A 23,806-nucleotide genomic window follows, 5' to 3' on the forward strand; every position below is an offset into this window, starting at 1 on the left:
CGCTATTTTTACTGAGGTGGAATTAAAATGCTACTGCAGCTTTTTTTGAAATTGGCTCAGAATATCAGTGTCATTGTAACTATTTCATTTCTTTTGAGTAAGACGCGGGTCTTCAAAAAAGCCATGAAATTAAAAAACAATCTATGGGAAAAGCTCTTATTGATTTCAGTTTTTAGTGCCATCGGAATTATGGGTACATATACTGGAGTTTCAATCAAGGGCGCCCTAGCAAATTCGCGGGTTGTTGGTATTGTGGTCGGGGCGTTAATCGGAGGTCCGGTTGTCGGGATTGGAGCTGGAATCATAGCGGGACTTCACCGTTACTTAATTGGGGGGTTTACAGCGGTTGCCTGCGGTTTAGCAACAGTAGCAGAGGCCTGTGCGGCGGCCTGGTACTCTAGAAAAAGAAGTTCCAAAGATTTTTCCTGGAAGTTCGGACTTATCATTGGAGTACTGACTGAAACATTGCAAATGTTAATTATCCTGGCAATTGCGCGTCCTTTTTCGGCAGCCTGGGATTTAGTCAGTGCTATTGGATTGCCTATGATTGTCATGAATTCTGTAGGAATTGCGATTTTTGTTGTCATAGCCCGGAATTCCCTTGAGGAAGAAGAACGAGCTGGAGCATTGCAAGCACAAAAGGCTTTGGAAATCGCCAAAATTACCTTGCCTATTTTAAGTAAGGGTTTAGATGAGGATACAGCAAAGCAGGTTGCTCAGATAATATTTGACCGTGTGGAAGTCGAAGCGGTCGCGCTGACGAACAAAGAGGTGATTTTAGCTCACGTGGGAAATGGCTGTGCTCATCATTTGGTTGGTACTCCGATAATGACTGAGGCTACCAAAGAGGCTTTGAATGCCGGTGAAATGAAGTTGGCTCTGGACAAGGAGCAAATCGGCTGTCCGAATAAGGACTGTACTTTACGCTCTGCAGTAATTGTCCCTTTATTTAGCCGTGGAGAAGTAAGCGGCTCCTTAAAACTCTATCAAGACCGTGAACGTGGTATTGGGAGTGTTGAGATTCAGTTGGCTCAAGGATTGGCGGGTTTGTTTTCCACACAATTGGAATTGGCGGTACTGGAGGAGCAGGCGAAATTAGTCAGCAAAGCTGAGCTTAAAGCACTCCAGGCCCAGATTAACCCTCACTTCCTCTTTAATGCCTTAAATACAATTGTTGCTCTTGTACGGACGGATGGTGAAAAGGCGAGAAAGCTGCTTATACAATTGGGCGAATTTTTTCGCAAGAATATTCAACGCGGAGACAAATTTGTAACTCTACGGCAAGAACTTGAGCATATACGGGCTTACCTGAGTATTGAACAGGCGCGATTTGGCGATAGCTTGAGTGTGGTAGAAAACATACAATCAGAGGCAGAAGATTGGCAGTTACCGGCTTTAACATTACAGCCGCTTGTCGAAAATGCAATTAAGCATGGAATTTATCCCAAAATTGAAGGTGGCACCGTAGATATTAGCTGTTGGGTTAAGGATAATGCTTTACAGGTTGTTATTAGTGACGATGGAGTGGGAATTGAAGCGGAAAGGCTTGAAGAAATCTATCAAAAGAAGGGTACTTCCAGTCAGGGAATGGGACTGGGGCTGAGCAATGTGAACGATCGATTAAAATATCTCTATGGTTCTGGCCTTTTAATAGAAAGTGAACAAGGGAAGGGAACACGGATTTTGTTTAGTATTCCCAGTTGAAAGGTGAGGAGAAAATAATGCGGGCGTTTATTGTTGATGATGAGGCTTTATCCCGGGATGAACTAAGGTATCTGCTCGAACAGGAGGAAGATGTTTCTATTGTGGGGATGGCTCGAAACGGGCGAGAGGCTTTGGAGCTAATTCCCCAAAGGCATCCTGATGTTGTTTTTTTGGATATACAGATGCCAGATTTATCTGGTTTGGCTGTAGCGCGGGAACTGCTGATGGCGATGGCACCGAATGGCGTTCCTCTGTTTGTCTTTGCCACGGCCTTTGATCAACACGCGCTGGAAGCTTTTGAGGTTAATGCTATCGATTATATTCTTAAACCCTTTAGTGATGAGCGTTTGCAAAATACCCTTGAGCGCCTGCGCAGCTTCTTGGAAAAGGCCGGAGATTCCGATAGGCTTGAAAAGAATAAACTTGATCGAATCTTGAACCTTCTGGAGAAACCTTCAGGACAGGCGAAACTTCCGGTAGAAGAAAATGAACGGATTATACTTTTGGAAGCAAGTAAGATTATTTACGCCTGGGCGGAGGATCGGCGTGTTTTGGTAAAGACAGATAAGACCACTTATAAAACAGGTTATAGTTTGAGTGAACTGGAAGCAAAATTAGGTTTATTGCAAACGCATAAGAGTTACTTAGTAAACAAAGATATGGTTCGGGAAATTGTGCCTTGGTTCAATGGGACTTACAATTTGATTATGTCAGATCCGGAAAAATCACAAGTACCGGTTAGTCGAACATACGTCAAATCTGTGCGCTCCGCTCTAAAGTTTTAGCAGATGACCATTGATTAAAGTGATTTTGAATCTTATCGAAAAAAACGTGCCTCTTAGGTGCGTTTTTTTACGTCTTGTTCCAAGATTCCTCCGAGTATTAAATAAGTCTGATATGATAAAAACACAGTGGCCGCTGTGAATGTTCTCTTAGATATCGCAATAATTAAAATTGGTACTAATAGTTACTCAAAATTCCTAATTTTTTAGTTTATAAGAATTTAGAAAGGAAGGATTAAGTATGCATGCGATTTATCTCGTCATTGCTGCCGCCTGTATCTTACTGATTGGCTACCGCCTCTATGGGACGTTTATGGCCACTAAAGTACTAGCCATTGATCCTCGGATAGCTACACCGGCCAAACGTCTGGAAGATGGTCATGACTTTGTTCCGACGAATCGCTGGGTCGCATTTGGCCATCACTTTGCGGCAATTGCTGCTGCGGGACCTTTGGTAGGACCGGTTTTGGCGGCTCAATTCGGATACCTGCCAGGAACCTTGTGGATTCTTATTGGAGGAGTCCTGGGTGGAGCTGTCCATGATATGGTGGTGCTGTTTGCTTCAGTGCGTCACGATGGACAATCTCTTCCCCAGATTGCTAAAAAGGAAATAGGACCTGTTACAGGAGCTGCGGCATCATTAGCGGTATTATTCATCCTGATTATTACGATGGCTGGTTTGTCCATTGTTATTGTTAGTTCGTTAAATACTAACCCCTGGGGGGCCTTCACAGTAGGTATGACGATTCCCATCGCCATCTTTATCGGAATTTATATGCGTTACCTGCGCCCGGGCAAATTGGGTGAGGCATCTGTAATCGGAGTTGCGCTTATTCTCTTGGCAGTTGCTCTGGGACCTATGATAAAGAGTTCAGCTTTGGCTCCCTACTTTAATTACAGTGCTCATGCTATTGAAATTGCTCTCCCTGTCTATGCTTTTGTCGCTGCGGCTCTGCCTGTTTGGCTGCTTCTGGCGCCGCGTGATTATTTAAGCTCTTACCTCAAGATCGGAACAATCGGTGCTTTGGCTCTGGGGATCATATTTGTTAATCCCGTACTGCAAATGCCGCCTGTAACAAAGTTTATCAACGGCGGAGGTCCAATTATTGCAGGTAAAGTCTGGCCCTTTGTATTCATCACAATTGCTTGTGGAGCAATGTCCGGTTTCCATAGTTTAATTGCCGCCGGAACAACTCCAAAAATGCTGGAAAGTGAAAAAGATATCAAAATCATAGGTTTTGGTGCGATGCTTATGGAATCCTTTGTCGCCATCATGGCTATGATCGCCGCTTCAGTGCTTCCGGTCGGAGATTACTTCGCAATTAATACCACACCTGCAGTCTTCGCTCATCTCGGCATGCATGTAGACAAATTGCCCATGCTTTCCAATCTTATTGGGCTGAATGTTGCAGGCCGTCCCGGCGGATCAGTTTCTTTAGCTGTTGGAATGTCTTATGTGTTTAGCAGCATACCTGGCTTAAGCCATTTAGTTGCTTATTGGTATCAATTCGCTATTATGTTTGAAGCCGTATTTATCCTCACTGCAGTTGATGCCGGAACAAGAGCAGCTCGCTATGTTGTTCAGGATATGATCGGTGTTGTAATTAAGCCCTTTAAAAAAATCAACTGGTGGCCGGGTGCAGTCATCAGTGCAGCTCTCGTCTCTTTCGCTTGGGGCTATCTCTTGTATGGAGGAAATATTTCTACGGTTTGGCCGCTCTTTGGAGTTTCGAACCAACTGCTCGCTTCTTTAGCCATGGTGGTCGGCACTTCGATTATTTTAAAGAGCACCGGCAGAATCTCCTATGCACTTACCACTTTTATCCCGTTTGTTTTTCTCTTCATAACTACCTTGGACGCGTCTTACTTTAATGTCACAAAAGTTTATTTGCCTCAACACATGCTCTTAAATGTTATTCTTTCCGTCATAATGGCAATTTTAGCCTTGATCATCGTTGTTGATGCTTTTGTTAAATGGACCTCCCTTATCAGGGATAAGAAAACTCTTGAGAGTCAAAAAGCCCGTCATCAAGAAATCCTTAAAGATCTGGCAGCAAAATAAGCATAAATTACGTTGTTGCTTTGAGTAATCAATGTCTTTTGTACCAATGAATGATATGAACCAAGATGCTTTGGAGGTGGCAGATGATGTGGACAATCTCTCCCGAGGCTTTAGCTTTTCTAGAGAGAAGAGAGGTTAAGACGATTTCTGTGGATATGCCGATAATCGTTAACGGATGTTGCCTCCAGATTTCTGAGCCACCCCCAGTGTATTTGGGTGAGCTCAAGGTGAGAAAGGGATTAAAAATTTCTGAAGGTTCCTATACGGCTTTGGAAGTTCAAGGGATTAAGCTCAATGTACCCTCGCATTTGAGAAATATGAATCTTATGGTTGATTTGACTCGCTTTTTCCACAGAGAGAAATTAGTCGTTGAAGGTTGGAATCTTTGCTAGCCAATTAGAAATTCGTCATAATAAAATTTGATTAAATCCAGAAAAAGATATTGACAGGAAGACTGAAATGGATTAAAATCAACAACAATAAAACTTTCGAAATACGCTTGAACACAATGAAGGGAAGTCCCAGGCTTAAGTTGGTTAGAGAGCTGGCGGTCGGTGCAAGTCAGTCTGCTTAGTCTAAGGATTCCATCCTGGAGTGGCCAATGATGAATTGTGACGGGTTCCGCCCGATAACGCGGACAAAAGTTGGCCGTTATTGGCAACATGGGTGGCAACGCGGGAATAACCTCTCGTCCCTATTTGGGATGAGAGGTTTGTTTGTGTTATAGCGTTTTTTCCTGTGCTCTTAATTGGCTTGAACTTGGGTGGCACCGCGGAATTCCCGCCCCAATGATGGGGCGGGTTTTGTTTTTTTTTGCACATCCATTATATTACAATTCGATTAAAATATTTAAAAAAAGGAGAGTTGTGTAAATTGATAACACGAAATAGTGATAGTAGTAAAACGTAGTGATAGCCAGTGAATAGTAGTGAGAGAGTTAAAATTTAAGGATAGATTAAAAGGAGGATTATTTCATGGCAAGAGTATATAATTTTTCAGCAGGTCCGGCCGTATTACCGGAAGAGGTGTTGAAAGAAGCAGCAGAAGAGATGTTGGATTATAACGGTACAGGTATGTCCGTTATGGAGATGAGTCATCGTTCAAAGGCCTTTGAAGAAATAATTACGGATGCTGAGAAAACGTTAAGAGATTTGATGGACATTCCGGAGAATTACAAGGTATTGTTCCTCCAAGGCGGAGCATCCCAGCAATTCGCTATGATTCCGATGAACTTGATGAAGAATAGAGTTGCAGATCATATTAATACCGGACAATGGGCTAAAAAGGCCATCGCCGAAGGGAAAATATATGGCAAAATCAATGTCATCGCTTCTTCTGAGGATAAGATGTTTTCCTATATACCTGATCTAACGAACTTAACAATATCCGATGATGCCGATTATGTGTATATTTGCCATAACAATACAATTTATGGGACGAAATATAATCAGTTACCAGAAACAGGCGGCAAAATCTTAGTTGCGGATATGTCCTCGGATATTCTTTCAGAACCAGTCGACGTCACAAAATACGGCATCATTTTTGCCGGCGTTCAGAAGAATATTGGCCCCGCGGGAGTTGTGGTGGTTATTATTCGCGAAGACCTGATTACCGATGATGTCTTGCCCGGTACACCGACAATGTTAAAATATAAGACTCATGCCGATAATAAATCCCTTTATAATACCCCTCCTGCTTACGGTATCTATATTTGCGGCAAAGTATTTAAGTGGGTTCAAAAGTTAGGTGGTCTTGAGGCCATGAAGAAACGAAATGAAGAGAAGGCAGCAATCTTATATGACTACCTTGATTCAAGCAAACTGTTTAAGGGAACTGTCGCCAAGAAGGATCGTTCGCTCATGAATGTGCCCTTTGTTACGGGTTCGGAGGAACTTGATGCTAAATTTATTAAAGAGTCAAAGGCAGTCGGCTTTGAAAACTTAAAAGGGCATAGAACTGTTGGCGGGATGAGAGCAAGTATTTATAATGCTATGCCAATTGAAGGTGTTAGAAGTCTGGTGGAATTTATGAAAAAATTCGAGGACGAAAACAAGCCGCTTTAGTGAATTAAAGCAGATTTCTTAACAAGTGATCAAATAACAAGTAGATTTAAGAAGGAGTAGATGAAACGATGTTTAAAATCAACCGATTGAACAATATAGCCAATGTGGGCTTGGAGTTACTCACGGACAATTACGAGATGGTTGAAAGCCTTAATAATGCTGATGCGGCACTTGTTAGGAGCGCAAATCTTCATGAAACAGAACTGCCGAATTCTTTAAAGGCTATAGCCAGAGCCGGAGCCGGAGTTAATAATATCCCTCTCGACAAATGTGCTGAAAAGGGAATTGTTGTCTTTAACACACCGGGTGCGAATGCCAACGGAGTCAAAGAGATTTTAATCGCATCCTTGATTCTCGCTTCCCGTGACATTCTGGGAGGAGTAAACTGGGTGACTTCGGTTAAGGATGAGCCGGAGGTTGCTAAACTCGTTGAAAAAAATAAAGCTAAGTTTGTGGGAACCGAAATTAAAGGTAAAAAACTTGGCGTAATCGGACTGGGAGCCATTGGAGTTTTGGCTGCCAATGTGGCCATTAAACTGGAGATGGAAGTTTACGGCTATGATCCCTTTATTTCCGTGGGCTCAGCCTGGAAGCTTTCGAAATATATTAAACCAAGCAAATCATTGGAAGAGATCTACCGCGAGTGTGATTTCATTACGGTTCATGTCCCCTTAACCGATACGACCAAGGGTATGTTCAATCAAGACGCCTTCGCTCTTATGAAGGATGGGGTTAAAATTCTTAACTTCTCCCGAGACACTTTGGTGAATGATGATGACATGATTGAAGCCCTAAATTCCGGCAAAGTTGGCAAATACGTGACGGATTTTCCCAATCCTAAAGTGGTTGGACATGAAGGCGTTATTGCAATTCCTCACTTAGGAGCTTCAACGAATGAATCAGAAGATAACTGTGCCGTCATGGCAGTTGTCCAATTAATGGACTATCTGGAAAATGGGAATATCAAAAATTCAGTTAACTTCCCCAATTGTGACATGGGGGTTTGTACTCAAGCAGAGCGTATTGCCATTCATCATCGCAATGTACCCAACATGTTAAGCCAATTTACCGCAGCGTTTGCTAAAGAAAATATTAATATTTCGGACATGATGAATAGGAGTAAGGGACAGTGGGCATATACCCTGCTCGATATCGAACCGCCTTCGACCCCTGACATTATCAAGAGAATCGAAGAAATTGATGGGGTTTTAAGAATTAGGGTTATTAAGTAATCTCCCCCACCTACACTTCGTTAAGAACAGGGACATGTTCAAAACAAGAGTTCAGCGATAATTCTGGAGTGGTAATTCATCTCACCAGCTATAGAAGATGGAGCCTTCAAACTGTAAATTGATAAATTAGCTGGAGGGGACCTCTTTTTGATCCCCTCGGAATTTTTTGTTGGACAATATAATGGTAAAATTTAATGATAAAAAATAACAAACAAATAGTTATGGGATTGGAGGGAACGAACTTTGGCTGTGATCAGACCATTTAAAGCTGTAAGACCTCGAGAAGATATTGCAAACAGAGTTGCTGCGCTGCCGTATGACGTCTATAATCGTGAAGAAGCTCAGGCCGAAGTCTTAAAAGAACCGTTCTCCTTTTTGAAGATTGACCGAGCTGAAACTCAATTTGCCAAGGACGTTAATCCTTATGAGGCAAAAGTGTATGAGAAAGCGAGAAACACCCTCCAAGAAATGATCAGCGAAGGTATCTTCGTTAAGGATGGCAAGAACTGTTACTATATCTACGAGTTAACGATGAACGGCCGTTCCCAGGCGGGCCTTGTCGGCTGCGCCTCGATTGACGACTATCTGAATAACGTTATCAAAAAGCATGAGAAAACACGGGAAGAGAAAGAAATCGATCGCATCAATCATGTGGATAGTTGCAATGCTCAAACTGGTCCAATATTTTTAGCGTATCGTTCACAAAAAACTATTGATAATATTGTAGGAAAAATAAAACGGGAAAAGCCATTATATGATTTTATCGCTCCTGACCGAATCAGGCATACAGTATGGAAAATTGCGGACGAGATTGATATCGAAAAGATCGAAAGCGAATTTAGGAAGATCGAAAGTGTCTATATCGCGGATGGTCATCATCGAACGGCTTCCGCGGTAAAAGTCGGGCTAAAACGTAGAGCGGCCAATCCTGATTATACCGGAGAAGAGGAGTTTAACTTTTTTCTCTCGGTGCTGTTTCCCCATGACCAGTTGATGATCTTAGACTACAATCGTGTGGTCGAAGATCTGAACGGTCATACGAAAGAAGAGTTTCTCAGTGCTCTGAAACAATCGTTTTTAATCGAAACTATCGGTAAGGAACCTTATAAGCCAACGGAAAAGGCTACATTCGGGATGTATTTGGAAGGAGTCTGGTATAAGTTAAGCGCCAAGAAGGAGATTCGTTCAAGTGACCCCGTCGAGGGACTTGACGTTACTTTGCTGCAAAATTATTTGTTAACACCGGTTCTAAATATAAAAGACATTAGAACAGACAAGAGAATCGACTTTGTGGGCGGAATAAGAGGTCTTAAGGAACTTGAAAGCAGGGTCAACATTGACATGAGGGTTGCCTTTTCTATGTACCCAACCTCAATCAATGAATTGCTTAATGTATCCGACGCAGGTCAGTTAATGCCGCCGAAGTCGACTTGGTTTGAACCGAAACTCAGGAGCGGATTATTTATTCATGAGTTGGGCTAAGAGAATTATTTTGCCAAGCACCGAACAAACTCCTCGTGGAATATTTTGGGATGTAGTCAAAATGAGGAGGGATATTAAATGTATCATTATGTTCGCAGAGGCGATACTTTGCATAAAATAGCGCAATGTCACGGAACTAGTGTGCGAAGACTCATATCTTTAAATCCACAGATTTCTAATCCGAATTATATTTATCCTGGGCAACGAATTAGAGTTCATTAATCTTTGAAACGCGGAGGGCTTAAGCTCTCCGCGTTTCATTTATATCGGGATTTTATGCAACATAAAAAGAAGGCCTAGGCAAACGCCTAGGCAAAGGGATTGGCAATTTAAGCTGCTGCTGCGGCTGCTGGAAGTCTGAGAATAATAACGAGTAGTAAACCAATAATTATAAGCAAAGCTGTTAAAATACCGATAATTCCTAGAAGCATCTCTTTCACCTCCCTCATTCGAATTTATAAGAGTGAGGAGGCGATTATGAGATAGTCTATTCGGCTTGTCCCTCAAATGTTCCGCTCAATTTGGACGATACTCTCGTTCGAAGTCATGGATTCTGGTTAAGGTCGGTGGATGATCGTAGCTAAACCAGACAATGAAGCCGGGAGGGTCTAAATCTGCTAAACTATTGAGTGCCAGATCTTCCTGAAGTTGAATTTGTACCGGAAGGTTGCCGGTAAGCTCTAAGGAGAAATAATCAGCATTTCGTTCCATTTCTCTGGAGATAGCACTTTGGATGGGACTGCTCACAAAGAGGAGAAGAATAAGTGCGAGCTGCAGAGCGGCCCAGAGTTCTGGCGGTTTATTGGAGTTTTTCGGCAGCCACGGTCTTAAGAGAAAGGTCAAGAAACCAAAAACGATAAACCCCCCTGCCATTCCTAAAAGGAGCCCGTGGACAACATCGCTATGACGCCAATGTCCCATTTCGTGAGCAATAACAGCCTTGATCTCCGGCAGGGTATAGTTTTTTAATAAAGTATCATAAATTACGATTCGCTTCGTACTGCCTACACCGGTAAAATAGGCGTTGGCAAAGGTTGTTTGTTTGCTGGCATCCATCATGAAAACTGAGCCAACGTTTAATCCTGCCTTTTGCGCAAGTTCATCAACCATTGCAGTAACGGCCGAGTTGGGTATGGGTTCAAAATGGTTGAAAATTGGGGATACGACAATGGGCCAAAAGAAATATTCTACAAGGAGCCAAAGACTGAACAACAGTGAGCCGACTAACCACCAATAACGGGATAGCCTATTGACCAACAGGAAGAAAACAATTCCTCCTGCCAGAGAAAGAACAAGATCGATACTCGTATTTTTCAGATAATCAATCCACCAAGCGACTTGACTTTGGGTACTAAAACCCCAGATTTTCTGCCAGTAGTACCCGCTATAATAGGAGAAAGGCAGGGAAATTAAAGTGCTTATAAGCCATATGGCCAGGATGGAAAGGAGGGAAACTACCCAATAATTTCGGCCGGGATTTCGGATGCGCTGAACGTAAAATTGCCCTCTGGCGCTAAAAAGCAGCCAGGTTAAAAAACCGATTTGGAAACATAAATGAACGATATAAACAATACGCGGGGTGTAATTGTATATTCTGGCCTTCTCTGCCAAAGCTAAAGAAAAATACTTGCTTATGGAAGGATCGATCGGCTTGGGAAAGAGTGCGGAAATGAAATAGAGAAGTGCAAAGACCACAGTTAAACTTAGAAGAAGGAACCAAGCCTGAGAAATACGGCGAAAGCTATTGTTAATCGTCATCATTCTTTATTACCACCTTGCAACGTTGCTTGTATGTTATTATTATAGATCCATTAGGATGACAATGGAGGTTGAGAGAATTGAAAATAGCAAACGGCGTTGAGGCCCTTGAACTGACAGTTAATCTGATGGGGCGTCAAACAACTATCTATCCAACACTATTTTGGGATAAAGACTCTGTAATTCTAGTAGATGCCGGTTTTCCGGGTTTAGAACCGCAAATTAAGGAGGCCATTGAAAAAACAGGGATTTCCTTTGAGCGCTTGAGCAAGGTTATCATAACTCATCAAGATATTGACCATATTGGCAGTTTACCGGAAATCTTGGCTTGTGCAAAGCAAAAGGTTGAAGTTTTAGCACATGAGAGTGAAAAACCTTACATTCAAGGTGATAAGCCCCTAATCAAAGCGGAAACTGCAAAACGATCGAAACTCTTTGACACGTTGCCGGAAGACCAACGGAAACGAATTCAAGCGGTATTTTCCAACCCGCCTAAAGCTATGGTCGATAGAACTATTGAAGATGGTGAAGAGCTCCCCTATTGCGGAGGAATTATGGTCATCCATTCACCGGGACATACTCCCGGTCATATCTGCTTATATCATAAGGCAAGTAAAACGTTAGTGACTGGAGATGCCTTAACTGCCGACGACGGCCTATTATCGGGACCGAATCCCTCAGCTACTTACGATTTGGATGAAGCTAATAAGTCAGTGAAGAAACTAGCTCAGTTTGATATGGATAATGTTATTTGCTATCATGGGGGCGTATTGACGAATGATGTACAAGAACAGATCTTACAGCTAGCTTTTTAAATTATGCTTAAGTAACAACAAAATTGGGCTCTACAGTCAACAAGAGTTGTTGATCCGCAGAGCCCAATTTTTTGTGTTGATCCCTAAGTAAAAATTTAAAGAGATATAGTAAAAAATATAGAAGAGAATATAGAAAAATATAGCAAAAATGTATTTAAAGTTATTGACAAATGTGTTAAAATACTTCACGAGAAGATTCTCGGAAATACGACATTCTGTAACTGCGTTTTACCAATATATATAAAATCTTCATTTATGTTACCTTATCTCGAAAAATGTTCTGAATAAGGGCAAAATATCTGAAAAGGTATGACGCAAAGCTATGGGTCTAAAGCAGGAAAGCCCCTGCCATGATTGCCAGGCTGCCGGAGGTTTAGATATGGATAATGTCTTCCTACAATTACGGAAGGCCCGAGAAGAAAAGGGAATAGAGTTAAAAGACGTAGAAGAAATTACTAAAATTCGAACGAAGTATTTGCAAGCTTTAGAAGAAGGGAACTTTGGAATCCTTCCTGGAGGAGTATACACAATAGGCTATTTGCGTTCTTATGCACGTTTTCTGGGACTGGATGCTGATAGCTTAGTACATACCTATCGAATGGGGGTAACTGAAACTGATTTGGAAACTAGGCTTGATGTTCCTCCTAAAAAAGAGACTGGCCTATTTTTTAGATTCTTGAAAGTAAATAGCTTGAGAGCTTTAAGACGATGAACTTAAAACGGTCTAGACCTGAAGCAAAAGTTTTCAAAACTGTAAATAACCAGCCCTCTTACCTATATTTAAGTAGGTAGAGGGCTGGTTTTTTTAGACCTGCATACCGAAACTTATCAGTAACTTATCAGTGTACAGCAGTAGATTTGCTGCAGCTAGAGTCCCTTTTCAAGGGATAATAGTCTAAATTGGGTCTCTTTACGATAATCTATTTCTCCTCAGAGCTATCTGGTTTATCCTCAGGCTTAGAATTTTGGCCAAACCCCCTGGCATCAAAAGGGGAACGACCTTCTTCGCTGCCGAAATGCTGAGCAAAGTGTCTGCCATGGAAGGGTGGATGACCGCCTCTCCGGTCACAATGAGGGCCAAAACCTCTGCCGTCAAAAGGCGGATGCCCACCATGTCCATGTTCAAGTCCATGCCAATGTGGTCCGGGTTCAATATTACCGAATTGTTGTTCTAAGTTATCAATAATACGACTCAGATAATCGCTGAGAGCAGATTGCTCCTCTTGATTTAGACAGCTAAACAAGGACTCAGTATCTTTCTGCTGCTCATTTTGGTCAGATACCGTTTTTCCTGTTTCCGTCAAGCGCACCTCCATAACACGGCGGTCAGTTTGGGAAGGGGTCCTGGTTATAAAACCGCTGCGCTCTAATTTTGCCAGCAATTCCCCCAAAGATTGGGAGCGGATGTCCAAGATATCGGAAAGCTCTTTCTGACTAATTTCCGGCTTTAACTTCAGTAGAGCCAGTACCCGCCCCTGGCCGCGATGAGAGTCTCCCATAGGACCATGGTGTCTGTGGTTGTGTTGATGATAGCGGTGAAGCAGCCATTCAAGGCGGACAAATTGATCAAATAAGTCTAGATCATTGTTATTCATAATTAACCCTCGCTTTCTAGCAGCAATTAATAATTAGTAAGGTACCTTATGAATTATATTATAAAGGTACCTTACTAATTTGTCAATTCATGATTTAGGTACTTTCTGCAATGAAGAAATAGTGCCTTTTGGATTTAAGGTTTTAAATAAGCATGATTTAAGTTCGATTCGCATTAATAAGGACCGTTGAAAATCTTATAATATTTTTCAAGTTATAGACGATATGTACGAACTTTTAGATGATCGTCCTCTAAAAGTATGAAAAAAGATCATACTGTATTTTCTGATTGTTTAGAGATATCCTTGAGGTAAATGAAGGATTCCTGATTTGGTAAGCGCGTTTTCATCAAACAGGATGTATAGTCAAGGATGGAAAGGAGGTGAGCAATACGTGGCAGTGAATCAGTCGGTGTCAAAAAGAAGGAATGCGGGAAGCAGCGGTCAAGAAGGGGTTAAGTTTTGGGATAAAATTGATGCCCGGGTTATGACGGTCATATCCTTTATTGTTGGCATTCTATTTTGGGCAGGGATCTCTTCTTTTCCGCAGGTTGGGGCTGTTTTGGTTGGCCCGGGGAAAGTTGCCCAAGCGTTTGTTTCAGAATTACAAAGCGGCAGTCTTTATTCAAATATATCCATCAGTCTCTTCCGGGTTTTATGCGGCTTTGCCTTGGGATTAGTTGCCGCTATTCCAGTTGCTTTTCTAATGGGTTGGTACAGCCTATTCCGCAATATCGTCGAGCCCTGGATTCAGTTTTTTCGAACGATTCCTCCCATTGCCCTCATTCCTTTGGTAATTGTTGCCTTTGGTGTGGGAGAGGGAGCGAAAGTTACCGTTATTTTCGTTGCATCTTTTCTGGTGATGGTTATTACCATTTATCAAGGAGTTCGCAATGTTGATCCGACCCTAATCAAAGCGGCTAAAGTTTTAGGCGCGACTGATAAAGATATATTCTTTGAAGTTGTAGTACCTGCATCATTTCCCTATATCTTAGTAGGAGTAAGGCTGGGATTAGCCAGTGCTTTAACGACGTTGGTAGCTGCAGAATTGACCGGGGCTTCAGCGGGCTTAGGCGATATGATTGAGGAGGCAAGTATTTATTTCCGTATGGATCTGGTTCTTTTAGGCATAGTATTAATTGGTATTATCGGCTTTGTCTTGGACAGAGGGGTCTTATTTTTGGAAAGGAAGCTAACGGGATGGCAGGAAGTCAGGAAAAGTTAAGGGAAAACATCGTTAACAATCGAATTGAGATCAAGAACCTTTCGAAAATATATCAGGCCAGGACAGGTCAACTGGTTGCTTTGCAGGATGTTAACCTAGATATTGCGGATAATGAATTTGTCTGTGTTGTCGGCCCCAGCGGCTGTGGTAAAACTACGTTGCTAAACATTATTGCCGGACTCGAGAAACAGACAGAAGGCAGTGTCTTAGTTGACGGGAAACCGGTTAATGGTCCGGGCAGGGAACGAGGAGTCGTCTTTCAGCAATATGCTTTATTTCCTTGGAAGACTGTCCTCAAAAATGTCGAGTTTGGCTTGAAACTTAAAGGTTTAGGCAAGCAAGAACGGCAAGAGAAAGCTGAAAGGTATCTTGAACTAGTAGGACTGAAGGATTTTGCCCACGCCTATCCCAAAGAACTTTCAGGCGGGATGAGACAGCGGGTAGCAATAGCCAGAGCCTATGCCGTTGAGCCGGAGGTTCTTCTGATGGATGAACCTTTCGGAGCCGTTGATGCTCAGACACGCTCCCAATTACAGGAAGAGCTGCTGCAAACCTGGCAGACGGAAAAAAGGACCTGTTTCTTTATTACCCATGATGTGGAGGAAGCTGTTATTCTCGCTCAAAGGGTTATCATTATGAGCGCACGGCCCGGACGGGTAAAAGAAATTATCCCGGTAGATATTCCTTATCCGCGAGATCAAGCTACAAAACTAAGCTCCGAATTCGTGGAGATCAAAAATGAGATTTGGTCCAAGGTTTATCGGGAATATCTGGAAGTTAAGAAGTAAATGAGAAAATACAATTGAATAAGTCCAATTAATCAATTCAATAACTGAATTCTATGGCGTATGAATTGCAGTAAGATTTTTCAAACCTCACTTTACTATTAGAGTAACGATAGAAAAAGAGATTATGAGAGAAATATCGGGAATTTGAGGAGGTTTACTAATGTTGAAAAAAACCAGACTGGTGTTTTCGGGTGTGGTCTTGTTAGTACTTTCGCTCATTTTAAGCGCTTGCAGTAACCAATCGTCCGTTCCATCCAAATCTCAGGATTCCTCCGGAACCAATACAACAGTCATGAAAATAAATGTCGGTTATCTGCCAGACCTTCATGGTGCCGCTCCTATCGTTATCGGCGACCAAAAAGGCTATTTTAAAGATGCCGGACTTCAAGTCAATCCGCTGAAATTCCTTACCGGACCTCAGGAATTTCAAGCTATGGCCTCGGGAAATCTGGATATCGCTTATATCGGACCAGGCGCTTTTCCTCTTGTCGTACAAGGTCAAGGTAAAGTTTTAACTGTTGACAGCACTAACGAAGGGGATGTGGTCTGGGCAACCAAGAAATCGGGAATTAAGACCTTAAGTGATCTTAAAGGCAAAAACATAGCCGTTACCAAGGGAAGCTCAGCGGAGATGATCCTTGATTTGGCTTTGAAAAAGGTATCCTTGAAACCCAGTGATGTAAATTTAGTAAATATGGACGTAGCCGGATCAGTTGCCGCTTTTGTGGCTAACAAAGTTGACGCCGTGGCAACCTGGGTTCCCTATACTAATGAGATTGAAAAACAAGTGGGTACTGATAATATTGTAAAATTAGCCAACGACGCTACCTTTGAACCAGATCATGTTTTTCCGCAAATGTGGGTAGTCAGACCATCATTTTTAGAGAAAAACCCCGAAGCTGTTAATCGTTTCATGAAGGCTTGGAGCCAAGCCAATGATTATCGGATAAGCCATCTTGATGAGGCTGTCCAATTAACCTCTAAATTCACGCAGGTCCCAGAAGATTCCCTTAAAGTACAGGTGAAAACGACAAATTGGATAGAATCCAGCAAATTAAACAGTGATTTAACGGATGGAACTATCAAAAAGTGGTTGGGCAACTTAGAGAACCTATTTATAGAGACCGGTAAGGTTAAGACCTATGTCGATCCAGATCAATATTTGGCTCCGGCCCCTATGGCCCAAGCCCTGAAAAAGTAATGGCATAAATAAAAACAAGGGCTAGGTGGATAACCCCTAGCCCTTGTCGCTAAATTGATTAAGTTCTAACGATAAAAAAGATGAGCGATATTCATATCCTTAATCATTTTGACAATTTCCTTCGTTCGATTTTTATTAAACTTCTTGAGGATGACGTTAATCTGAGACTTTATAGTGGTTAATTCAACGTTACGAATGGCTGTAATTTCTGCCGGCTTTTTTCCTTGCAAAAGTAGGGTGATGATTGCTTTTTCCGAAGGCGTCAGGCTGGAGACGATAGACATAGCATCAAAGATTCTCGACTCATTGCGGCGGATGCGAGAAAATTCATTCCGTATTTTGGAGGCTATTTCCGGACGGATCGGGGAATTGCGGCGGTATGCCGCTCGGATGCCGGCAACCAGTTCCGAACTGTCAATAGTTTTGAGAATGTAGTCTACAGCCCCGACCTCGAAGGCGTTGAAAACCGTATCGTCATCTTCATGAATCGTCAGGAAGACAATGCGTATTTCCGGGTTGGCGGCCAATATTTCCTGGGCGGCAAAAATGCCATCATGGCGCATATCCATCTCTATATCCATGAGCATTAAGTCAGGTTTTAACTCTGCTGCGAGCTGAACCGCTTGTTTGCCGCTGGAGGCTTGAGCAAGTACTTTCATATCGTTTTCACCATTGATAATGCTGCAGAAGTGATCGCGTAAGATCGTAAGATCATCAGCTACAATTATACCAATGGTTTTTTCCAGCATCTCGTTTTCCATGAAAATCATGCTCCTCCTATTAGACAGTTGATGGCGATTTTTCTCCTTTAGAATTTAGCGTCAGGTTGTAAATTGGCAAATAGACGTAAAAGGAAGTTCCTTTGTTCGGCCCATCGGTATGACTTTCTACATGGATATGGCCAAAATGACCGTCAATGACTTGCTTGGCGTAGGATAGTCCGACTCCCCAGTTACGGTTTGTGTTTTTACTGGTATAGAACGGATCAAAAATACTGTCCAGTTTGTCCCTGGGAATGCCGGGGCCATTATCTTGAATTTGAATAATCAGCCAGTTGAAATCTGAACAGGTTGTAACATGCACCTGCCCCTGTTCTTCTGTTCCGATAGCTTCAAAGGCGTTGCATAAAATATTATAAAGGGCTTCGGAAAGGTGCAATTGATCTGCTAAGATGCTGCTTGAAAGTGTCTGCTGCTCAAATTGAATATTAGCAGGAACCTCTAAGCGCTGGACAATATTGTTCATCAGCTCACTTAACACTATTGCTTTCAGATGAAGCTGCGTTGTTTTAAAGGAGCTGTAGAGGGTATCAAGTCGGGAAAGAGTATGATTGACGATCTCTAAAGTTTTAGCTAGGTTCTGCGCCACTAAGGCATCTTTGGACTCTGTCTCATTTTCCGGCGTCAAGAGCTTAGATGTTTGATTAAGAATTAGCTGAATACTAAGCAATTGATTCTTGATAGCATGGGTGAAAACGCGTACTCCAATGTTTGCTGTTTTAAGTTTGCGTTCTAATTGCATATCGGCTTGCCCCAATTGTCTCTCCACTTCAGCGTATTTCCAGACAGCATAGAAACTAACGACAGAAGCAAAGCCAGTAAATCCAATGCCAATATACCACTCCGGCAAGGTAATGGGCGGATTGAAATTGTAAAAATCAGAGTAGAGAAAGTAGTAGGTACGTACATCAGTGACTTGGAGAGGCCCCATGAAGCCAAGGTAAGAATAGAAAACGACGAGGGCCAAAAGGCCCATAAGAATAAATTTCCGTTGCCGCTTGATCCAAGGAATAGCGAGAAACTTATATTCCCAAAGCAGAAGGGATAAAGCAAGGATCACAGATATAACAAACCAGGTTCTGGTCAGCAAACTGACAATGTAAGTCTGCCTTTCATTGAGGACCTCAAGTGCCCTGCGATAAATTATGGGATCATAGAAAAGAAGCTGAATAAGAGAGAGCAGGAAGTTAATGGCCTGTATCTTCCATAGTCCTTTCCCGAGATGCTTGTGGTAGAGGGTCAGGGAAAATCCAATCAAACTAAAGACAAACAAGGAGCGGCCGGCAGTGATCATCCGGCTTATGGCATCCAGGGAGATGGGCGATGTCAGCAGAGCTATGCGGATAGCATCGTTGAAAAACAAGATGGTATTAACCCGGTAGTAAAAGCCTCCGTATTTTGAGATAAATAGAACAAACCCTGACATGCTTAAAGACCAACCGAGAAGAACGAACGCCATCCAATAGGCAGAAGAATTTCTGGCTTTTATGATAAAGAGTGCGATGGAAGCCACAGTCAGCAACAATAAGAGGACAATCATAGTTGGGATTCCTCCGCTGTAGTTTTTAAAGCAGAAAATTTTTTAAATTCTATGGTAGCATCTATTAGTTTAACACGCTTGGTCCTATTTTGCGAAGGAAAACGCTAGAACTTCAAGTGAGATGCGATCTATTTCAATCCAGGCGAAGGAGGTGAACTTGTGGAGAAGGAGATCTGCTTAAAACCGTTTAAGCTAAAACCTAACCGTGTCAAGCGTCCCTTTAAAGGGGGGATGCTTTTAGATCAGTGGCAGCACAGGGATAATCCTCAAGATGGATTCGCCGCAGAAGAGTGGGCAGCATCGATTGTTCAGGCCCAAAGTGAAAGAAGTGATTCCTTTGAAGGGCTGAGCCAGCTGGATGATCCGAACTCAGACGCGGAATTTCTTAAAACCCTGATTGCTGCTCACCCCCTTGAATTTTTGGGTCCGCCCCACATAAGGAAGTTCGGCGACAATATGGCCATTTTGGTAAAACTACTGGATTCCTATTCACGGCTTTTGATTCAAGTTCATCCAGACCGTGATTATGCTAAAAGGGTTTTTGGGTCGGGGTTTGGCAAAACGGAAGCATGGTATGTCCTGGGAGGGCGAAGGGTCAATGGGCAGGCCCCCTATGTTCTCCTTGGCTTCAAACCAGGCGTAACCCAAGAAACCTGGTCGGAGCTATTTTTTAAACAAGACATCCAAGGCATGGTTGACTCCCTTCATCATTTTCCGGTCCAAGAGGGAGACGTATTTTTGGTAGAAAGCGGGATTCCTCATGCTATTGGTTCGGGCTGTTTTCTGATTGAAATACAAGAACCTACCGACTTTACCATGAGAGTCGAGAAAGTATCGCCCGAGGGAAGAGTGATGTCCGATTATCAATGCCATCAGGGAGCAGGGTTCCCCAAAATGCTGGAATGTTTCCACTATGAATCTTATACGCGAGAGCAAGTCCTGAAGAAATACTACCGTAAACCCCAAATCATAGAGCGCAAAGACGGTGGAATGCGCAGAAGTGTTATATCCGGGAAAGATATCTCTTATTTTTCTATGGATGAACTGGAGGTTTGGGGCTGTTTTGCCACCTCACGTTTGTTCAGCTTTTCAGTAGTGATCGTGGTTTCCGGACAGGGCGACCTGATTTGGTCCGGAGGGATCATGGCAATCAACCAGGGAGATGAATTGTTTTTGCCGGCAGCACTCGGCCCTGTGGTGTGGGAGTCCAAAGGTGAGGAACATCTGAGAATCATTCGCTGTTTTCCGCCGGGTCACGGCAAATAGAGTAAGGAGAGCTAAACAATGACGATAAAATTGGATTATACAAATACGGTTCCTTTTGTCAGCGAAAAGGAAATTGATGACGTTCTAATTCGCCATCATGAGTTGCTTAGAACGGTTCTCGCTCCTGATCACGATAACAGCAATGATCTCGGCTGGGTTGATCTAACTAGTCTGGCTAATGATCGTTTGCTGGAGAGTATTGAAATAAAGGCTCGAGAGATTCGGGAACGAGGGGACATATTTGTCCTGATTGGGGTAGGCGGATCTAATCAAGGAGCACGGGCTGTCATCAAATCATTGGGTGACAAGCACATTGAAATTTTATATGTCGGGAATAATTTATCCCCGAGGTATCTGAAAACGATCATGGCTAAACTCGCCGGGAAATCAGTTTACGTCAATATTATCGCCAAGAATTTTGCCACCCTGGAACCGGGCATCACCTTTAGGGTATTCAGACAGTATTTGGAAGAAAGGTACGGCAGAGAAGAAGCGTCCCAAAGGATTATTGCGACTGGCTCACTCAATGGCAGCAGCCTTGAAGAGCTGGGAAAGAAAAAGGGCTACACTCTTATGCCCTTTCCCCTCAATGTGGGAGGACGGTATTCCGTCCTCTCAGCAGTCGGACTCTTGCCTATCGCCGTCTCAGGGGTTGGGATACGTGAGCTGTTAAGGGGTGCTAAGGATATCAAGCAGATAATTCATTCGCAAAGCCCGGAGAAGAACGACGCCGTAATTTATGCAGTGATCAGAAATATTCTCCTGACCAAAGGTTACCAGCTTGAAATTCTGGCTCACTTCGAGCCTGCCCTGGCATATTTTGCTAAGTGGTGGGTACAGCTCTTTGGAGAGACTGAAGGCAAGGAAGGCAAAGGACTTTATCCCACATCCTGTTCGTTTACTGAGGATCTCCATTCCTTAGGACAATATATCCAGGAAGGCCAGAGGTTACTGCTGGAGACCTTTATTAACCTTGAGGATCAAGGAGAAACCTTTAGGATTCCCGCTGAAGATACAGACATAGACGGTTTTAATTATCTAAATAACCTGGATTTTGCTTACCTTAACAAAAACGCTTATGAAGCAACAGTACAGGCTCATGTGGACGGCGGGGTACCCTGTTTCATCGTCAATGTTCCTGAATTAACCCCTTACTACATGGGGCAGCTGCTTTATTTCTTTGAGTATGCTTGTTATCTTTCCGCATCGCTCTTGGGTGTCAACCCCTTTGACCAGCCGGGAGTAGAGGCTTATAAGGAAAAGATGTTTGCTCAACTAAAAGGATAGATTATAAAACTAAGGAGGTAGCCGATTTGTCCGAAATTCATCAAGGGAATCTGTTGATTGTTCATGGAGGGGGACCGACAGCAGTTATTAATGCCTCCTTATATGGAGCGATCACTGAAGCTCAAAAGCATCCGGAGATCTCTGGAGTCTATGGGGCAGTCAGCGGAGTGGAAGGAATAGTTCAAAAGCAATTAATTGATTTAAGCCGAGTACCCTCCGCAGATATTCAGCGTCTTCTTAACACACCGGCTTCTGCGATTGGAACATCCAGAAAAAAGCTTTCCGGAGAGGATTATGAACGCATAATCCAGATCCTCAAAGATTTAAACGTAAAATACCTGTTATTTAACGGGGGCAATGGTTCCATGGATACCTGCGGGAAAATCTACGAACTGGCAAAGTCGGAGGATATCAGGGTCTTAGGAATTCCTAAAACCGTGGATAACGACATTGCTATTACCGATCACTCTCCAGGTTTCGGCAGTGCCGCCCGCTTTATCGCCTCAGCGACAGCAGAGGTGGCTGAGGATGTTAAAGCCATGCCCATTCATGTCAGTATCATTGAAGCCATGGGGAGAAATGCCGGCTGGATTGCCGCCGCCTCAGCCCTGGCGCAAAAAAAACCGGATGATGCGCCCCACCTCATCTATTTGCCTGAACGAGCGTTTAAACCTGAGGAATTCCTTCAAGATGTTAAAAGTTTACATGAACGTTTCGGCGGAGTTGTGGTTGTCGTTAGTGAAGGATTGCAGGACGGTTCGGGAAATTCCATTGTTCCGCCCTTGCTGACCAGGGGCAGGGACGTCTATTTCAGTGATGTCGGCTCTCATCTGGCCATGCTGGTGCTGAAAGAGCTAGGCATTAAGGCCAGAAGTGAAAAGCCTGGTTTGCTGGGAAGGGCCTCAATGTCTTACCAGTCATCTACAGACCGCGATGAAGCCATCATGGCCGGAGCCTATTCTGTCCAGGCAGTACTCAGGGGGGAAAGCGGCAAGATGGTCGGCTTCAAACGGCTCGCCGGCCTTACCTATCAGTGTGAGCTTGTCCTTATACCCATTCAGGACGTCATGTTACATGAGAAAAAAATGCCTGCTTCCTATATCAATGTCCAAGGAAACGGTGTCACCCAAGAGTTTCTTGATTATTGCAGGCCCCTGATTGGTAATCCCTTGCCGGAGTTTACAGATCTCAGGTCAAAAGAGGAATTCCGCTTAGGCTGACAATAAGGCAATAACATTTTGGAGGTTAGGCTGATGGCTAAACTATTTGTGAATTTAAAACGCTTTGAAGTGCCAAGGTCCTTAGGCGGAGTTGCGAGTAAAGACAGCCCCCAGGAATGGGTTCAGTGGATCATGGCTAAAAGCGTTGAGCAAGGTTTGGGAAAACTTAAAGATATTGAGATCATCTACCTGTTGCAAGAAGGGCTGATCCTCAGCGCTGATGAGCAACTGTTGAGCTATCCGGCAGAGGAGCGGGAGACTATTAAACTTGGATGTCAGGGAGTTTTCCGAGACGATATCCAAAAAGGCGGCAATTTTGGAGCTTTTACCACGAACAGACCTGCCGCCGCTGCCAAAACGATGGGCTGTACTTGGGCAATTATCGGTCATTCGGAAGAAATTAAAGATAAGTTAGAGATCATGACCCGTTATGATTCCGAAATCATGACAGATGGGCCTAAGAACAAAAAGGCTAAAGAGGCTGTTTATTCCATCATTAACCAGGAGGCTTTAAGTGCCTTAAAAGCTGGGTTAGATGTCCTTCTGTGTGTCGGAGAAACAGCCGAAGAAAGAGGGCAGGGCGAGTGGGAAGAACAAAAGGCCCGAGTGAAACAAGTATTGCGCCGGCAGCTGGAAGAAGAATTGAGGTCAGTTCCGGATGAGAGTACAAATCGTCAGGTCGTTATCGGTTATGAACCAATCTGGGCCATTGGCCCCGGCAAAACACCCCCCGGTCCGGATTATATCGGGTTTGTCGCTTCTTATATAAAAGAAGTTGCTTTTGAACTGTTGGGCAGGGAGATAAGTGTTGTCTATGGGGGAGGACTGAAAGAGGACAACGCCGAAGCCATAGGCAAGGTGGAGGCAGTCAGCGGAGGGCTGGTAGCCTTGACCCAATTTAGCGGCGAAATCGGGTTTTACCCGGAGGATTTAGCAAAAATCATTGCTAAATATAGGGCCTAACCCTAAGAGACATTTTTTGCTTACTAATCAAGTGGAGGTATAAGGAA

20 protein-coding genes and 1 riboswitch are annotated in these 23,806 nt (G+C 43.3%); of the genes, 16 read left to right on the forward strand and 4 right to left on the reverse strand.

Annotated features, from left to right (window positions below; all coding sequences use genetic code 11):
- The first annotated feature begins 27 nt into the window (after positions 1-27).
- The 7 genes from ACPUYX_RS10000 to ACPUYX_RS10030 all read left to right on the forward strand — a co-directional run bounded on the left by ACPUYX_RS10000 (position 28) and on the right by ACPUYX_RS10030 (position 9,325).
- Positions 28-1,704: a LytS/YhcK type 5TM receptor domain-containing protein gene (locus ACPUYX_RS10000; RefSeq protein WP_426379512.1), complete on the forward strand. Its 1,677-nt coding sequence runs from the start codon at positions 28-30 to the stop codon at positions 1,702-1,704.
- Between the two features lie 17 nt (positions 1,705-1,721).
- A complete protein-coding gene (locus ACPUYX_RS10005) occupies positions 1,722-2,489 on the forward strand; it encodes a LytR/AlgR family response regulator transcription factor (RefSeq protein ID WP_426379513.1) in 768 nt (255 codons plus the stop codon).
- Between the two features lie 238 nt (positions 2,490-2,727).
- Positions 2,728-4,548, forward strand: a complete 1,821-nt coding sequence (locus ACPUYX_RS10010; RefSeq protein WP_426379514.1) for a carbon starvation CstA family protein — start codon at positions 2,728-2,730, stop codon at positions 4,546-4,548.
- A gap of 83 nt (positions 4,549-4,631) precedes the next feature.
- Positions 4,632-4,940 carry a hypothetical protein gene (locus ACPUYX_RS10015; RefSeq protein WP_426379515.1) on the forward strand — a complete coding sequence of 103 codons (309 nt, stop codon included), beginning with the start codon at positions 4,632-4,634 and terminating at the stop codon, positions 4,938-4,940.
- A gap of 582 nt (positions 4,941-5,522) precedes the next feature.
- Positions 5,523-6,611: a 3-phosphoserine/phosphohydroxythreonine transaminase gene (gene serC / locus ACPUYX_RS10020; protein WP_426379516.1), complete on the forward strand. Its 1,089-nt coding sequence runs from the start codon at positions 5,523-5,525 to the stop codon at positions 6,609-6,611.
- Between the two features lie 68 nt (positions 6,612-6,679).
- Positions 6,680-7,843: a phosphoglycerate dehydrogenase gene (locus ACPUYX_RS10025; protein WP_426379517.1), complete on the forward strand. Its 1,164-nt coding sequence runs from the start codon at positions 6,680-6,682 to the stop codon at positions 7,841-7,843.
- A 243-nt stretch (positions 7,844-8,086) separates the two neighbouring features.
- On the forward strand, positions 8,087-9,325 hold the full coding sequence (locus ACPUYX_RS10030; RefSeq protein ID WP_426379518.1) for a DUF1015 domain-containing protein: 1,239 nt from the start codon (positions 8,087-8,089) through the stop codon (positions 9,323-9,325).
- A gap of 516 nt (positions 9,326-9,841) precedes the next feature.
- Here ACPUYX_RS10030 and ACPUYX_RS10035 read toward each other — a convergent pair.
- Positions 9,842-11,086 (reverse strand): M48 family metallopeptidase, encoded by a 1,245-nt coding sequence (locus ACPUYX_RS10035; RefSeq protein WP_426379519.1) that lies wholly within the window; start codon positions 11,084-11,086, stop codon positions 9,842-9,844.
- 77 nt (positions 11,087-11,163) lie between these two features.
- Between ACPUYX_RS10035 and ACPUYX_RS10040 the strand changes: the two genes are divergently transcribed.
- On the forward strand, positions 11,164-11,898 hold the full coding sequence (locus tag ACPUYX_RS10040; protein ID WP_426379520.1) for an MBL fold metallo-hydrolase: 735 nt from the start codon (positions 11,164-11,166) through the stop codon (positions 11,896-11,898).
- Between the two features lie 279 nt (positions 11,899-12,177).
- A riboswitch (cyclic di-GMP riboswitch) is annotated at positions 12,178-12,268 on the forward strand.
- A gap of 9 nt (positions 12,269-12,277) precedes the next feature.
- Entirely contained in the window at positions 12,278-12,610 is a 333-nt protein-coding gene (locus ACPUYX_RS10045) for a helix-turn-helix domain-containing protein (protein WP_426379521.1), read from the forward strand.
- 208 nt (positions 12,611-12,818) lie between these two features.
- Here the strand turns inward: ACPUYX_RS10045 and ACPUYX_RS10050 are convergent, their stop codons facing one another.
- The gene (locus tag ACPUYX_RS10050) at positions 12,819-13,493 is read right to left on the reverse strand and encodes a MarR family winged helix-turn-helix transcriptional regulator (RefSeq protein WP_426379522.1); all 675 of its coding nucleotides are present in this window, start codon (positions 13,491-13,493) and stop codon (positions 12,819-12,821) included.
- A gap of 391 nt (positions 13,494-13,884) precedes the next feature.
- Between ACPUYX_RS10050 and ACPUYX_RS10055 the strand changes: the two genes are divergently transcribed.
- The 3 genes from ACPUYX_RS10055 (at position 13,885) to ACPUYX_RS10065 (ending at position 16,704) form a co-directional block, all read left to right on the forward strand.
- Positions 13,885-14,715, forward strand: a complete 831-nt coding sequence (locus ACPUYX_RS10055; RefSeq protein ID WP_426379523.1) for an ABC transporter permease — start codon at positions 13,885-13,887, stop codon at positions 14,713-14,715.
- On the forward strand, positions 14,691-15,503 hold the full coding sequence (locus tag ACPUYX_RS10060) for an ABC transporter ATP-binding protein (RefSeq protein ID WP_426379524.1): 813 nt from the start codon (positions 14,691-14,693) through the stop codon (positions 15,501-15,503). The genes ACPUYX_RS10055 and ACPUYX_RS10060 overlap by 25 nt, the downstream gene beginning before the upstream one ends.
- A gap of 160 nt (positions 15,504-15,663) precedes the next feature.
- The gene (locus tag ACPUYX_RS10065; RefSeq protein WP_426379525.1) at positions 15,664-16,704 is read left to right on the forward strand and encodes an aliphatic sulfonate ABC transporter substrate-binding protein; all 1,041 of its coding nucleotides are present in this window, start codon (positions 15,664-15,666) and stop codon (positions 16,702-16,704) included.
- Positions 16,705-16,769: 65 nt separating this feature from the next.
- On the opposite strand, the gene ACPUYX_RS10070 is transcribed toward ACPUYX_RS10065, so the two are convergent.
- Positions 16,770-17,465, reverse strand: coding sequence for a response regulator (locus ACPUYX_RS10070; RefSeq protein ID WP_426379526.1), 696 nt, complete (start codon positions 17,463-17,465; stop codon positions 16,770-16,772).
- Between the two features lie 19 nt (positions 17,466-17,484).
- Positions 17,485-19,023 carry an ATP-binding protein gene (locus ACPUYX_RS10075; RefSeq protein WP_426379527.1) on the reverse strand — a complete coding sequence of 513 codons (1,539 nt, stop codon included), beginning with the start codon at positions 19,021-19,023 and terminating at the stop codon, positions 17,485-17,487.
- A gap of 159 nt (positions 19,024-19,182) precedes the next feature.
- On the opposite strand from ACPUYX_RS10075, the gene ACPUYX_RS10080 reads away from it, so the two are divergent.
- The 4 genes from ACPUYX_RS10080 to ACPUYX_RS10095 are packed head-to-tail and all read left to right on the forward strand — an operon-like array spanning position 19,183 to position 23,759.
- Complete coding sequence (locus ACPUYX_RS10080) at positions 19,183-20,289, forward strand: type I phosphomannose isomerase catalytic subunit (RefSeq protein WP_426379528.1); 1,107 nt, start codon at positions 19,183-19,185, stop codon at positions 20,287-20,289.
- A gap of 18 nt (positions 20,290-20,307) precedes the next feature.
- A complete protein-coding gene (locus ACPUYX_RS10085; RefSeq protein WP_426379529.1) occupies positions 20,308-21,576 on the forward strand; it encodes a glucose-6-phosphate isomerase in 1,269 nt (422 codons plus the stop codon).
- A gap of 26 nt (positions 21,577-21,602) precedes the next feature.
- A complete protein-coding gene (locus ACPUYX_RS10090) occupies positions 21,603-22,796 on the forward strand; it encodes a diphosphate--fructose-6-phosphate 1-phosphotransferase (protein WP_426379530.1) in 1,194 nt (397 codons plus the stop codon).
- 33 nt (positions 22,797-22,829) lie between these two features.
- Positions 22,830-23,759, forward strand: a complete 930-nt coding sequence (locus tag ACPUYX_RS10095) for a triose-phosphate isomerase (protein WP_426379531.1) — start codon at positions 22,830-22,832, stop codon at positions 23,757-23,759.
- Positions 23,760-23,806 lie beyond the last annotated feature (47 nt).

This window comes from Desulfosporosinus sp. SYSU MS00001, from assembly GCF_049943955.1.
In the GTDB taxonomy this organism is placed as follows: domain Bacteria; phylum Bacillota; class Desulfitobacteriia; order Desulfitobacteriales; family Desulfitobacteriaceae; genus Desulfosporosinus.